At 38.9% G+C, this 13324-nt stretch carries 11 protein-coding genes and 1 pseudogene; 10 read left to right on the top strand and 2 right to left on the bottom strand.

From position 1 onward, the window contains the following. Window positions 1–208: 208 nt before the first annotated feature. The 6 genes from miaB (at window position 209) to A2U94_RS00770 (ending at window position 8381) form a co-directional block, all read left to right on the top strand. Window positions 209–1738 carry a tRNA (N6-isopentenyl adenosine(37)-C2)-methylthiotransferase MiaB gene (gene miaB, locus A2U94_RS00795; protein WP_025908606.1) on the top strand — a complete coding sequence of 510 codons (1530 nt, stop codon included), beginning with the start codon at window positions 209–211 and terminating at the stop codon, window positions 1736–1738. Between the two features lies 1 nt (window position 1739). Then, window positions 1740–2171, top strand: a complete 432-nt coding sequence (locus A2U94_RS00790; protein ID WP_025908607.1) for a YlbF/YmcA family competence regulator — start codon at window positions 1740–1742, stop codon at window positions 2169–2171. 201 nt (window positions 2172–2372) lie between these two features. Then, entirely contained in the window at window positions 2373–2918 is a 546-nt protein-coding gene (locus A2U94_RS00785) for an outer spore coat protein CotE (protein ID WP_025908608.1), read from the top strand. A gap of 136 nt (window positions 2919–3054) precedes the next feature. Further along, window positions 3055–5703 carry a DNA mismatch repair protein MutS gene (gene mutS, locus A2U94_RS00780; RefSeq protein ID WP_025908609.1) on the top strand — a complete coding sequence of 883 codons (2649 nt, stop codon included), beginning with the start codon at window positions 3055–3057 and terminating at the stop codon, window positions 5701–5703. A gap of 19 nt (window positions 5704–5722) precedes the next feature. Continuing rightward, the gene (gene mutL, locus A2U94_RS00775; protein ID WP_025908610.1) at window positions 5723–7624 is read left to right on the top strand and encodes a DNA mismatch repair endonuclease MutL; all 1902 of its coding nucleotides are present in this window, start codon (window positions 5723–5725) and stop codon (window positions 7622–7624) included. Between the two features lie 238 nt (window positions 7625–7862). After that, complete coding sequence (locus A2U94_RS00770) at window positions 7863–8381, top strand: hypothetical protein (RefSeq protein ID WP_156482207.1); 519 nt, start codon at window positions 7863–7865, stop codon at window positions 8379–8381. A gap of 135 nt (window positions 8382–8516) precedes the next feature. On the opposite strand, the pseudogene A2U94_RS22275 reads toward A2U94_RS00770, so the two are convergent. Beyond that, window positions 8517–8894 (bottom strand): annotated as a pseudogene (locus tag A2U94_RS22275) (hypothetical protein). Between A2U94_RS22275 and miaA the strand changes: the two are divergent. From miaA to spoVK, 3 genes are all read left to right on the top strand, one after another. After that, window positions 8824–9774 (top strand): tRNA (adenosine(37)-N6)-dimethylallyltransferase MiaA, encoded by a 951-nt coding sequence (gene miaA / locus A2U94_RS00765; protein WP_025908612.1) that lies wholly within the window; start codon window positions 8824–8826, stop codon window positions 9772–9774. The pseudogene A2U94_RS22275 and the gene miaA overlap by 71 nt on opposite strands. A 34-nt stretch (window positions 9775–9808) precedes the next feature. Next, window positions 9809–10033 (top strand): RNA chaperone Hfq, encoded by a 225-nt coding sequence (hfq, locus tag A2U94_RS00760; RefSeq protein WP_025908613.1) that lies wholly within the window; start codon window positions 9809–9811, stop codon window positions 10031–10033. A gap of 255 nt (window positions 10034–10288) precedes the next feature. Continuing rightward, entirely contained in the window at window positions 10289–11224 is a 936-nt protein-coding gene (spoVK, locus tag A2U94_RS00755) for a stage V sporulation protein K (RefSeq protein WP_025908614.1), read from the top strand. Window positions 11225–11254: 30 nt separating this feature from the next. Here the strand turns inward: spoVK and A2U94_RS00750 are convergent, their stop codons facing one another. Beyond that, window positions 11255–11866 (bottom strand): trimeric intracellular cation channel family protein, encoded by a 612-nt coding sequence (locus A2U94_RS00750; RefSeq protein ID WP_025908615.1) that lies wholly within the window; start codon window positions 11864–11866, stop codon window positions 11255–11257. A gap of 250 nt (window positions 11867–12116) precedes the next feature. On the opposite strand from A2U94_RS00750, the gene A2U94_RS00745 reads away from it, so the two are divergent. Further along, complete coding sequence (locus A2U94_RS00745; protein WP_062954391.1) at window positions 12117–13286, top strand: IS701 family transposase; 1170 nt, start codon at window positions 12117–12119, stop codon at window positions 13284–13286. The last annotated feature ends 38 nt before the right edge of the window (window positions 13287–13324 follow it).

Raw genomic sequence — 13324 nt, 5'->3', positions numbered from 1 at the left:
CTGCAGTATTTTCTTTTTTACAGCTCAAGGGTATGTTATTGTGTTCAATAGATGAAAGTTATATACTAATATAATGTGATTCCGTTTCGTTTTTTGTATGAATGAGGACAAAAAATAAAGACATGAATGGCATTTTTTTAACGAGTTTATAAAGCAACGCATAACAATGAAAAAATTAGTAAATGTGCACGTTGAAAGGAGCTTTTATATGAACGAAAAACAACGTTTAGAAAGTGGACAAGTAACTCCAGCGGACAAAAAATCCGAGAAGGATTACAGCAAATATTTCCAAACAGTATATATGCCACCTTCTTTAAAGGACGCAAAAAAGCGCGGTAAAGAAGAGGTTGCTTATCATAACGACTTTTCTATTGAAGAGCGTTTCAGAGGCATGGGACAAGGCCGTAAGTTTTATATTCGTACATACGGCTGTCAAATGAACGAGCATGATACGGAAGTAATGGCAGGAATTTTCTTAAGCTTAGGCTATGAGCCAACTGACTCCGTTCAAGATGCACACGTCGTTTTATTAAATACGTGTGCCATTCGTGAAAATGCTGAAAATAAAGTATTTGGTGAACTAGGGCATTTAAAGGCTTTAAAGCGTGAGCGTCCAGACTTATTGATCGGAGTATGTGGCTGTATGTCACAGGAAGAGTCAGTCGTTAATAAAATCTTACAAAAACATCAGCATGTTGATATGATTTTTGGAACGCATAACATTCACCGCTTGCCTCATATTCTAAATGAAGCATATATGGCAAAAGAAATGGTGATTGAAGTATGGTCAAAAGAAGGAGACGTTATTGAAAATCTGCCACGTGCAAGAAAAGGCAGCATTAAAGCGTGGGTAAATATCATGTATGGCTGTGATAAGTTCTGTACGTACTGTATCGTTCCTTATACGCGTGGTAAAGAGCGTAGCCGTCGTCCAGAAGAAATCATTCAAGAGGTGCGTCATTTAGCAGCTCAAGGGTATAAAGAAATTACGCTTCTTGGTCAAAACGTAAATGCATACGGAAAAGACTTTGAAGATATGGAATATGGTCTAGGTGACTTAATGGATGAGATTCGTAAAATTGATGTTCTGCGTATTCGCTTTACAACAAGTCATCCACGTGACTTCGATGACCGCTTAATTGAAGTGTTAGCAAAAGGTGGAAACTTAGTTGATCACATCCATTTACCAGTTCAGTCAGGTAGCTCAGATATTCTGAAGATCATGGCGCGTAAATACACGCGTGAGCACTACCTAGAGCTTGTTCGTAAAATTAAAGAAGCAATTCCAACAGCATCTCTTACCACTGATATTATTGTTGGTTTCCCTAATGAAACGGACGAGCAGTTTGAAGAAACGCTATCATTGTACCGTGAAGTGGAATTTGATAGTGCTTATACGTTCATCTACTCTCCTCGTGAGGGTACACCAGCTGCTAAAATGAAAGACAACGTACCGATGGAAGTGAAAAAAGAGCGTCTTCAGCGCTTAAATGCACTTGTAAACGAAATTTCTGCAAAGAAAATGCAGGAATACGAAGGTCGTGTTGTCGAAGTATTAGTGGAGGGTGAAAGTAAAAACAACCCGAATGTGTTAGCTGGCTATACTGAAAAGAATAAGCTTGTAAACTTCGTAGCACCAGAATCAGTAATTGGTCAAGTTGTAAAAGTGAAAATTACAAAAGCTAAGACATGGTCTTTAGATGGAGAGATGGTAGAAGAAGCAGCAGAGGTGAAGTGAAATGTCGCAGTACACAAAAAGTGATGTGATTGCAAGAGCGAAAGAACTTGCAAAAATGATTTCTGAAACGGAAGAAGTTGAATTCTTCAAGCGTGCAGAAGCTCAGCTGAACGAAAACCAAAAAGTTCGTGAAAAAATTGCGAGCATTAAAAGCCTGCAAAAACAAGCGGTTAACTTTCAGCACTATGGAAAAACTGAAGCGTTAAAGCAAGTGGAAGAAAAAATCGATCGAATCCAAGCTGAGTTAGATGAGCTGCCAATTATTCAGCAGTTTCAAGACTCTCAGGTTAACGTTAATGATTTGCTTCAACTTGTGGCGAGCACAATTTCAAATACGGTCACTGATGAAATTATTGTGGCAACTGATGGTGACGTACTTCGTGGTGAAACGGGCTCAAAAGTTCGTAACACTCCGGGGGCAAGCTGCCATTGATAAAAAACTCCCAGCGGAAGCTGGGAGTTTTTTTATGTTGTACAATTTTCTCTAGAATAATTGTCACATTTCTCTAAGGTGTTGCATACAATGAAACATAGGTTTTTTATGTCTTTAACCTAGTTTTACAAAATAATGTGCAAACAAGCGATAGAACCTGCATAGGATGAAATGAAGATAGTTTGAGGAGGGTATGCTCACATGTCACAACACTATAGAGAAATTATTACAAAAGCAGTCGTAGGTAAAGGGCGTAAGTTTACGCAGTCATCACACACGCTTACACCACCGAACCGACCGACGAGCATTTTAGGTTGCTGGGTAATTAACCATCAGTATGATGCTAAAAAGCGCGGAAATACAGTTGAAGTGGACGGCAAATATGATATTAACGTCTGGTATTCTTTCAAAGATAATACAAAAACAGAAGTGTTTACAGAGACGGTTCACTATCGTGATGTGATTAAGCTTCGCCAGAAAGATGACGATGCTTTTGGAGATGATTGCGAAATTATCGTACGAGTGCTACAGCAGCCAAATTGCCTTGAGTGTACAATTTCACCAAACGGAAACAAAACGATTGTCCAAGTAGAGAGAGAGCTTTTAGCCGAGGTAATTGGTGAGACAAAAGTATGCGTAGCCGTTAATCCAAAAGGATGCGATGATGGTGATGAACTTGATTTAGACGTTGATGACGATGAATTTGAAGACCTCAATCCAGATTTCATTTTAGGTGACGATGAATAACTAGGAAGAATTTCTTCCTAGTTTTTTTATGTGCACCAAAAGTGGTTAGCAAGTTTTACAATCATGAAGTTTTTTGCCAACCTATGTTATAATACGTGTAGAAAAAATGATTAACAGAAGTTTTTGGAGGAATAGTATGGCAACATATACGCCAATGATACAGCAATATTTAAAAATCAAGGCAGACTATCAAGATGCCTTTTTATTTTTTAGATTAGGTGATTTTTACGAAATGTTTTTTGAAGATGCAACGACTGCATCTCAAGAATTAGAAATTACGTTAACAAGCCGAGACGGAGGGGGCGATGATCGCATCCCAATGTGCGGTGTACCTTACCACTCAGCGCCTACATATATTGAAAGATTAATTGAAAAAGGCTATAAGGTGGCAATTTGTGAACAAGTAGAGGACCCTAAAAAAGCCAAAGGCGTCGTAAAGCGTGAAGTCATTCAAGTCATTTCACCAGGGACTTTAATGAACGAAAAAGGACTGCAAGAAAAAGAAAATAATTATATTTGCTCGGTCACGCATTTCCCAGATGACACGTTTGGATTAGCGCTATCGGATTTATCGACCGGGGAAAATAGCGTCACGCTTATTTCTTCATTCCATGACGTTGTTTCTGAAATCTATGCCAAAGAAGCAAAGGAAATAGTTGTTTCAAGCAGCTTTTCTGCTGAATTGCTGCAAACAGTGAAAGAGAGAATGACCATCACTATTTCGTTTGAAGAAAGTACAAAGGTTGAAGATGCCTTTTTACATTTAACTGAATCACTTCAACAGCAAAAATTAGTAGATACATTTGCTCGTATTTTACAGTATTTAGTACGTACACAAAAGCGTTCTCTTGAACATTTACAGCCTGTACAGCTTTATCAAATCAATGAATATATGAAGATTGATTTGTTTTCTAAGCGAAACTTAGAGTTAACAGAAACGATTCGTTCAAAAGGTAAAAAAGGATCTCTTTTATGGTTATTAGATCAAACAGTCACGGCAATGGGTGGACGTTTATTAAAAAATTGGATTGACCGCCCGCTTCTAAGCAAAGAGAAAATTGATGAGCGTTTAAATATGGTTGACGTTCTTATGAAACAATTTTTTGAACGTGAAGAACTGCGAGATTTATTAAAAGAAGTGTATGACCTAGAGCGTTTAGCAGGTCGCGTAGCATTTGGTAACGTTAATGCGCGTGATTTAGTACAGCTGCGCAAATCCCTGCAAAAGGTTCCTGAAATTCAAGAAGTGGTTTATCGATTAAATAATCCATATGCTTCTAAACTCGTTGAAGATATTGACCCATGTGAAAGGTTAACTGCGCTACTGGAAAGAGGATTAAAAGAACATCCTCCTCTATCAATTAAAGAAGGGGATATTATTGCAGATAATTATAACCATCAGCTTGATCAATATCGAGATGCTAGTCGGAACGGGAAGACATGGATTGCTTCTTTAGAGCAGAAAGAGCGTGAAAGAACAGGGATTCGTTCGTTGAAAATTGGTTATAACCGCGTGTTCGGCTACTACATCGAAGTAACGCGTGCCAACTTGCATTTACTACCTGAAGGGATGTATGAGCGTAAGCAAACCTTAACGAACGCTGAGCGCTTTATTACACCTGAGCTTAAAGAAAAAGAAGCGCTTATTTTAGAAGCGGAAGAAAAAATTGTTGAGCTTGAGTACGAGCTGTTTGCGCAAATTCGTGAAGAGGTCAAAGTATATATTCCTCGTCTTCAAGCGTTAGCTAAAAAAGTAAGTGAGCTTGATGTATTGCAGTGTTTTGCAAAGGTCAGTGAAGAGCGTCATTATACAAAACCTACATTCTCTACTAATGGAGATATTCATATTAAAAATGGGCGTCATCCCGTTGTTGAAAAAGTGATGAATGCACAAGAGTATGTACCAAACGACTGTCAAATGACTGACGATAGCTCAATCTTACTCATTACAGGACCAAATATGTCGGGTAAAAGTACGTATATGCGCCAAGTAGCGCTAACAGCCATTTTAGGACAAATCGGCTGCTTTGTTCCTGCAGAAGAAGCAGAGCTGCCCATCTTTGATCAAGTGTTTACGCGAATTGGAGCAGCGGATGATTTAATCTCAGGTCAAAGTACGTTTATGGTTGAAATGTTAGAAACGAAAAATGCAGTTACCAATGCGACACAGTCAAGCTTAATTTTACTGGATGAAATTGGACGAGGTACGTCAACATATGATGGAATGGCGCTGGCTCAAGCAATTATTGAATATGTGCACGAACATATTGGATGTAAAACACTATTTTCTACACACTATCATGAGTTAACGGTATTAGATCAACAGCTTTCAGCACTGCGTAATGTGCATGTTAGCGCAATTGAAAAGAACAATAAGGTGGTCTTCTTACACAAAATTAAAGAAGGGCCAGCAGATAAGAGTTATGGTATCCATGTTGCTGAGCTAGCAGAGCTTCCAGAGCCTTTATTGCAGCGTGCGCGCGTCATTTTAGCAGATTTTGAGAACGCGAGCGAAGAGCAAAAAGTGAAGCCGACTGCTGATGCAGTAGCTGAACCTGAACCTCAGCCAATTGAGCAACCAAAAGCTGAAACTAAAACAGATACCGAGCAAAGTCAACTTTCATTTTTCGGAGAAGAAAAAGAACAGCAGGTAAAAGAAGCCAGTTTATCGAAGCGTGAAAAGCAAATTCTAGCAGAATTAAAGCAGCTTGATCTTCTTGAGATGACGCCGCTTGATGCAATGAACGCCATGTATAAGCTACAAAAACTACTAAAGAAGAAATAGACTTGAAAGGGGTGAGTCTGTGGGTAAAATTAGACAGCTTTCAGACGAACTTTCAAATAAAATCGCAGCAGGAGAGGTTGTAGAACGACCTGCTTCTGTTGTGAAAGAGCTCGTTGAAAATGCGATTGATGCAAATAGCACAGTTATTGAAATTGAACTAGAAGAAGCAGGGTTATCAAAGATTCGTATTTTAGATAACGGAGACGGGATTGCACCTGAAGATTGCTTAACTGCTTTCCGTCGACATGCGACGAGTAAGATTAAGACTGAGAACGACTTGTTCCGAATTCGGACATTAGGTTTTCGCGGTGAAGCACTGCCAAGTATTGCGTCTGTATCCATGCTTGAAATTAAGACAAGTACCGGTGATGAAGCCGGTACCCACTTAAAGCTTCGTGGAGGAGAAATAACGCATCACGAACCGTCTTCAAGCCGAAAAGGTACAGAAATTATTGTAGAAAACCTATTTTTCAACACGCCAGCACGCCTTAAATACATGAAAACAATTAATACAGAATTAGGAAACGTAACGGATGTTGTGAATCGCCTTGCCATGGCGAATCCTCATGTATCCATTCGTTTAATTCACCAAGGTCGTCAGCTTCTCTATACAAACGGAAGTGGAGATGCGCGTCAAGTGTTAGCCGCTATCTATGGGATGGCAGTAGCGAAAAAGATGATTCCGTTAAAGGTAGAATCGCTAGATTATGATATCACCGGCTATATTGCCTTGCCGGAAGTAACACGTGCATCTCGAAGCTATATGTCTACGACAATTAACGGTAGATTTATAAAAAACTACGGGCTTTTAAAAGCTATCCAGCAAGGCTATCATACGCTGTTACCGATTGGACGCTTTCCGGTTGTATTTTTAGCTATTAACATGGATCCATTGCTAGTAGATGTGAACGTACACCCAGCAAAGCTTGAAGTAAGGTTAAGTAAAGAAGCAGAGCTGTATGAGCTTGTAGAAGAGGCAATTAAAGCTGCGTTTAAAAAACAGCAGCTTATACCAGAAGTGACAGCAGCTTCTCGCTCTAAACAACCAGTGCTGCCAACGGAGCAGCAAACCTTCACGTTTAATCATGGATTGCCTAAAGAGCCTCTTCCTTTATCGAAGGAATTTGTTGAACCGAGCAAAGCTCAGCCTTTCTTTAGCAAGAACGTTGCCGAAACGCAAGAAAAGCCAGGTTTTATGGTGACAGAAAATGTTGAAAATGAGCTTGAATACGATGAGCTGGAAGAGCAGGATGCAGAACCAGTGTTTTCTTATGAGGAAGAAAATGATGTACAAAAGCAAGAATCGGGTAATGAGAAAGTCGAAGAAGTGCAAGCAGAGCGAGTTCCTCCCATGTATCCGATTGGTCAGATGCACGGTACGTATATATTAGCTCAAAATGAAAACGGCTTGTTTATCATTGACCAGCATGCGGCTCAAGAGAGAATCAAATATGAATTCTTTAAGAAAAAGCTTGGTCAAGTAGATGCAGAAGTGCAGGAACTTTTAATGCCACTCACGTTTGAGTTTTCAGGTAACGAAGCGCTCATTCTAGAAGAAAATCGTAGAGCTCTTGAAGATGTCGGCGTATTTTTAGAACCGTTTGGCCAAAATGCTTATATCGTTCGAGCACACCCTCAGTGGTTCCCAAAAGGTGAAGAAAAAGAAACAATTGAAGAGATGATTCAGCAAGTATTTGTGATGAAACGTGTAGATATAGAAAGCTTACGTGAAGAAGCTGCTATTATGATGAGTTGCAAAGGTTCAATCAAAGCGAATCATCACCTTCGAAATGATGAAATTTTAGCTTTACTTGAAACGCTAAGAAAAACAACCGATCCGTTTACTTGTCCGCACGGGCGACCAATTATCATTCACTATTCAACATATGAAATGGAAAAAATGTTTAAGCGCGTGATGTAAAGTGATTTATACAATGTTTTACCCCATTTGATGAAGTTATATCTGCACCATTTTTCACCGTAATTGTGTGTTTAAAAGTAAAATTGCAAAGCGGTATGTGGTGCAGGTATTTTTTTAAAAGAAAAGATTGTTTTTCTTTTATTGTGTATGTAGATTCTGTAAGTCAGCTACCTATACGTTAGTAGTTTCTATTGCATATACTAGCGGTAGAAATTAAACATAATGTGAAGGGGAAGTTATGATGAATAACGATTTTAACAGATTACAAACCAATTCAAACCATGATATCGGTTCTAATAGAGATAATGAGTCGGGAAATAAAAATATTATTAGCAATAGTGGAAGCTCTAACGTTAATATTAATATACCTCAGATAAGAGAAACATCTCAAAATCGCTCGGGGCGTCGTAGAAAATGTCGAGCAGAAAACCGCTCTCAAGGTCGTGTACAATCCGAATCAGAAAACCTCTCTGGCCGTCGCAGAAAATGTCGAGCAGAAAACCGCTCTGGTGGTGGCACACAACCTCAATCTGGAAACCAATCCCAACCTCTTGTTCGACCCCAGTCAGAAAATCCTTCTGGAAATCGTGTACAATCTGAATCAGAAAACCGCTCTGGTGGTGGCAGAAAATGTCGAGCAGAAAACAGCTCTCAAGGTCGTGTACAATCCGAATCAGAAAACCGCTCTGGAAATCGTGTACAGTCACAATCAGAAAACCGCTCTCAATGTAGAAGGAATCCTTTTCGGTTCTTTTAATTCAGAAGGTAGAACTTTTAAGAGGAACAGATGTAGAATGCTAATTTTCAAAGCGAAAAAAGAATCTCCATCATTGTTTTGGAGTTTCGTGCTTGCTCAAAACTAGCTTTCAAACAATACCTGTTTCTCTTCTTTTTATAGGCCTGTAAAGAAATTTTTATGTACATTCAGCTTTTTTTCTTTTTTAGTAAATATCTTTTCCAACCAAGTTACTGTCATTGGTGTATGTTCAGGTTAAGAGTTGACTTTTTCTAAAAACCATTCATATTCTTTTATTATTTCATCAGTTAAACGAATTGAGTCTTTGTTTCTACTTTTATAGTCGAGCTCCGCTAATTCAATTGCTGTAACAGAACGTTCCTTCTTTATCAGCCTTGAATAAAGATGGGTTTTCCGGGTAAAATGAGAAGATGTAAATGTAATAGATGAAAGTAGTGTGGTTATGACGGGAGAGAAACAAAAATTAATAGTAATTATTGGTCCGACAGCCGTTGGTAAAACCAAGTTGAGCATTGAAATGGCCAAGCTGTTAAATGGAGAAGTTATTTCGGGAGATTCCATGCAAATTTATAAAAAGATGGATATCGGAACAGCGAAGGTTACAAGCGATGAAATGGAAGGAATTCCTCATCACTTAATTGATATTAAAGAGCCGACTGAGTCGTTTTCCGTGGCTGAATTTCAAGAGATGGTAAGAGAGAAGATTACAGATATTCATGACCGGGGTAAACTGCCGATTATTGTAGGTGGTACAGGGTTATATATTCAATCTGTCATCTATGACTATCAGTTTACTGAATCAGCAGGCGACGAACACTTCAGACAGCGCATGGAACATTTTGTTGCAGCGCATGGAATTGAGCCTCTTTATCAAAAACTTTGTGAAATAGATCCAGTTGGCGCAGAGTCCATTCATCCTAACAACCATAGGCGCGTTATTCGTGCTCTTGAAGTGTATGAAGTGACTGGTAAGCCTTTCAGCGTTTATAATCGTGAGCAAACTCAAGAGCTTCTCTATGATGTGACGCTCATTGGTTTAACAATGGAGCGTAAACAACTATACGATCGAATTAACCAACGTGTTGATCTTATGGTGCAAAAAGGCTTGGTAGAAGAAGTCAAATCACTGTACGATGCAGGGGTTCGTGATGTACAATCAATTCAAGCGATTGGCTACAAAGAACTGTATACATATTTCGACGGAAACTGCACGCTTGAAGAAGCGATTGAACAGTTAAAGTTGAATTCAAGAAGGTATGCCAAACGTCAATTAACGTGGTTTCGTAATAAGATGCCTGTAACGTGGTTTGAAATGGAAGTTGACAATTTTCATGAAAAGTTCAACAAAATTTTCACTTATGTAGCAGGAAAGCTGAAAGAAGAAGCGAATTAATCTAGTAAAGATAGAGAAATGAGGAGGCCGAATAGTGAAACAATCCGTTAATATTCAAGATCAGTTTTTAAATCAATTACGCAAAGAAAATATTTATGTCACTGTGTTTTTATTAAATGGTTTTCAACTGCGCGGACTAATTAAAGGGTTTGATAACTTTACAGTTCTATTGGATTCAGAAGGAAAGCAGCAGTTAATTTATAAACATGCAATCTCAACGTTTGTTCCAAATAAAAATATCTCTGTAGAATTAGAGTAGTCAGATAACCAGCCAAATCCGCGGGGATGAGGCTGGTTTTTCTTATGGTTGAAAGAGAGAAGTATTTTTCTTAACATGGTTTACTGTTTTACCACATACAACTATAATAAGCGTTTATTTCTTGGGTAATGGCGAGCTACAGAAAAAATACAAGCCGCTAAAAGAAAATGATGATTTCATTCGTTCGTCCTACAGCTAGAGATAGAGCGATACAATGTCATCAGCGTAACTGTGATGAAACGAGAGGTGAACAGTGTGGAGCAGCCTATAACTCTTAAAAACAATGGGCAAATTAATATTGTTTTAAATAACGAGACAAAGAAAGAACGAGTCTATACAACGTCAATTCCACGTCCTGTGAAACGACCGATTGTTAATCATGAACCACTGCTAGAAATTGAAAGAGAAATGAGCGGTCTGGTTGGAATGGATGAGCTAAAAAAAATGATTAAAGAAATATATGCTTGGTTATATATTAATAAAAAGAGAGAAGAAAGTGGTCTGAAGGCAGAAAAACAAGCGATGCATATGATGTTTAAAGGAAATCCAGGTACAGGAAAAACAACGGTTGCAAGGCTTTTAGGGAAATTGTTTTTAAATATGAATGTGTTATCAAAAGGACACCTCATTGAAGCTGAAAGAGCAGACTTAGTGGGTGAGTACATTGGACATACAGCACAAAAAACCCGAGATCTTGTGAAAAAAGCGTTGGGTGGTATTTTATTCATTGACGAAGCCTATTCGCTTGCCCGAGGTGGAGAGAAAGATTTTGGGAAAGAAGCAATTGATACGCTTGTGAAGCATATGGAGGATGCAAATGATAAGTTTGTCTTAATTTTGGCTGGCTATCCACGCGAAATGGAGAACTTTTTAAGCTTAAACCCTGGTCTTCGTTCAAGGTTTCCGTTCATCTTTGATTTTCCGGATTATGATGTCAATGAGCTAATGGATATTGCAGACCGGATGATGGATGATCGCCAGTATCAATTCAGCGGCGATGCTTATAAAAAGTTAAAAGAACATTTCATGGATGTAAAATACAATCAGACGCCTCTAGACTTTAGCAACGGTCGCTATGTGCGAAATATTTTAGAACGCTCCATTCGAGCTCAATCCATGAGGCTTTTAGAAGAAGCAAACTATGGTAAAGAGCAGCTGATAACGCTTAAATCAAGCGATATTCGTCTATAAAAAAATCCGGATTTATGCCGGATTTTTTTATTACATATTTGGTTGGCGAATTGAACGAATTGGCAGCTTCCATTTGTACATATAAGATAGCATACGACATGCAACAAGCAAACCAAATAATACGTAAAGCTCTACCGGAGAGCTTGCGATTTGAAGGCCAACAATCAAGCCTGCAAGAATTGCCCAAAGCGCATAGATTTCATCTTTTAAAACGGTCGGTTTTCGGCGAGCAAGCAAGTCGCGTACAATCCCACCGCCGCTACCTGTTAATACAGCAGCAACGATAACAGCGCTTAAGGGGTGTCCCATGCTGGTAGCATAGAGTGCGCCTTGAATGGCAAAAGCCGCAAGCCCAATTGCGTCAGAAAAGTTCCCCCAACGTTTCCACTGTTTTAAGATGCTGTTTGGAAACAAAAAGGTTGCCGTAATCGATAATAGCGCAATTTGAAAAAATAATCCCTGCTCCCAAAGAGCAGATACTGGTACACCAATTAATAAGTTACGGATGGCGCCACCGCCAAACGCTGTGACGATTCCTAGAATGTAAACTCCTAAAATATCATATTCTTCTTCCATTGCAATAAACGCCCCGCTAACTGCAAAAGCAATGGTGCCGATGATGCTCAAAACGTCCCATGTCATCGCAACTTCTCCTTTATGTATAAAAATTCGTTGTTTGTTAGAAAGTATTACAATAATAAAGTCATTCAAATTGTATCCACTATTGAGCAGAATTTCAACGTTTTTTTAGGGATAATTTCTTAAAACTGATAATGAGTAAATTCAGTTCAAAATATTTCCATCTTATAAAATAAAAAAGACAAATACGCAAACCTGGTTTAGAATGAAAGCTCTGACCCAATCATCCATCCAGAGGAGCGTTATTTGTCCAATGAATAGACTATCACATCAAGAAGAAATCTACAATGGCTTAATAAAATGGAAGCTGCCCTTTTATTTCTCAAAACCTGTCATCAACCACTTAACCCACTTTATAGATGGGATGTTGAGTGTGGGGTTTACAGGTAAACTAACGGAAATTCATTCGTTTAGTCATCAAAAGAAACATCGTACGACTCTTGGCCATTTCTTGAAAAAAGGTTCATGGAATGAAGGCTACCTGCTTCGACAGACCCAAGAACAGATTCTTCAAAAAATGGATCAAGATGAACCGGTTTTTCTACTACTGGATGACACGATTTGTGAAAAGACCAAGCCTTCGTCACAGGCAAGCACCCCGACAGAATCATGCGGGTACCACTTTTCACACACAGACGGTAAAAGCGTTTGGGGTCATCAAGTCGTCCAACTGATGTTGAAAAACGGTGACCAAGCATATCCATACGAGTTTCAGCTATTCCATAAAGAAACAACGGAAAGTAAAATTAAACTCTCCATAGAGATGATTAAATGTGTTCCAGCGCTTCAGCCATCTGTTTACTTACTTTGTGATAGTTGGTACACCTCTGGTTCCATTATTGACGTTGCGTTGTCAAAAGGGATTCATGTGATTGGTGCCTTAAAAACAAACCGTATTCTTTATCCGCAAGGGATTCGAATTCAAGCGAAAGAATTCGCCCGTTATATTAGAGAAGAAGAGACTGATTTAGTGACAATCGGTCATGAATCTTATCGAGTCTACCGGTACGAAGGTGCCTTAAACGATCTTGATATGGGTGTCGTATTAATGTGCTGGAAGGAAGAACATCCCATGGAACCTAAGCATATGCGTTGTTTTTTAAGCACCGATACAGAACTGACAACAGAACAAATTTTATCGTATTACAGTCAACGCTGGAGCATCGAGACCTACTTTAAACAGGTCAAAGGCATGGTTGGCTTTAACGGTTATCAAGTCCGGAGTGAACGAGCGATTAAGCGTTTTTGGACCATTGTCCAGTTCACCTATGTTTTTGCGATGTACCTTAGAAAGGCTGCCTTTAACCTAGCCATTCAGTGCATAAGAAAACAAAAAATCGGCAGTATCATTGAGTTTGTGTATCGTGAAACCACAAATGGAACGTCACTTGAGCAAATTAAAAATGAGCTCCAAGTGGCATAGGGTACCTATCATTTCTAATCGAATGGAAATATTTGTAT

It is taken from the genome of Bacillus sp. VT 712, assembly GCF_001614195.1.
GTDB classification, from domain to species: Bacteria; Bacillota; Bacilli; order Bacillales; family Bacillaceae_H; genus Priestia; species Priestia flexa.
The sequence above is the reverse complement of the archived record's forward strand: the minus strand, read 5'-3'. Positions and strand labels throughout refer to the sequence as shown.

Excerpts from the sequence above, each read along its gene's own strand:
- mutS (WP_025908609.1), top strand. The coding sequence starts at position 3,055 with ATGGCAACATATACGCCAATGATACAGCAATATTTAAAAATCAAGGCA.
- A2U94_RS00785 (WP_025908608.1), top strand. The coding sequence starts at position 2,373 with ATGTCACAACACTATAGAGAAATTATTACAAAAGCAGTCGTAGGTAAA.
- miaB (WP_025908606.1), top strand. The coding sequence starts at position 209 with ATGAACGAAAAACAACGTTTAGAAAGTGGACAAGTAACTCCAGCGGAC.
- A2U94_RS00770 (WP_156482207.1), top strand. The coding sequence starts at position 7,863 with ATGATGAATAACGATTTTAACAGATTACAAACCAATTCAAACCATGAT.
- A2U94_RS00790 (WP_025908607.1), top strand. The coding sequence starts at position 1,740 with ATGTCGCAGTACACAAAAAGTGATGTGATTGCAAGAGCGAAAGAACTT.
- A2U94_RS00750 (WP_025908615.1), bottom strand. The coding sequence starts at position 11,866 with ATGACATGGGACGTTTTGAGCATCATCGGCACCATTGCTTTTGCAGTT.
- miaA (WP_025908612.1), top strand. The coding sequence starts at position 8,824 with ATGACGGGAGAGAAACAAAAATTAATAGTAATTATTGGTCCGACAGCC.
- A2U94_RS00745 (WP_062954391.1), top strand. The coding sequence starts at position 12,117 with ATGAATAGACTATCACATCAAGAAGAAATCTACAATGGCTTAATAAAA.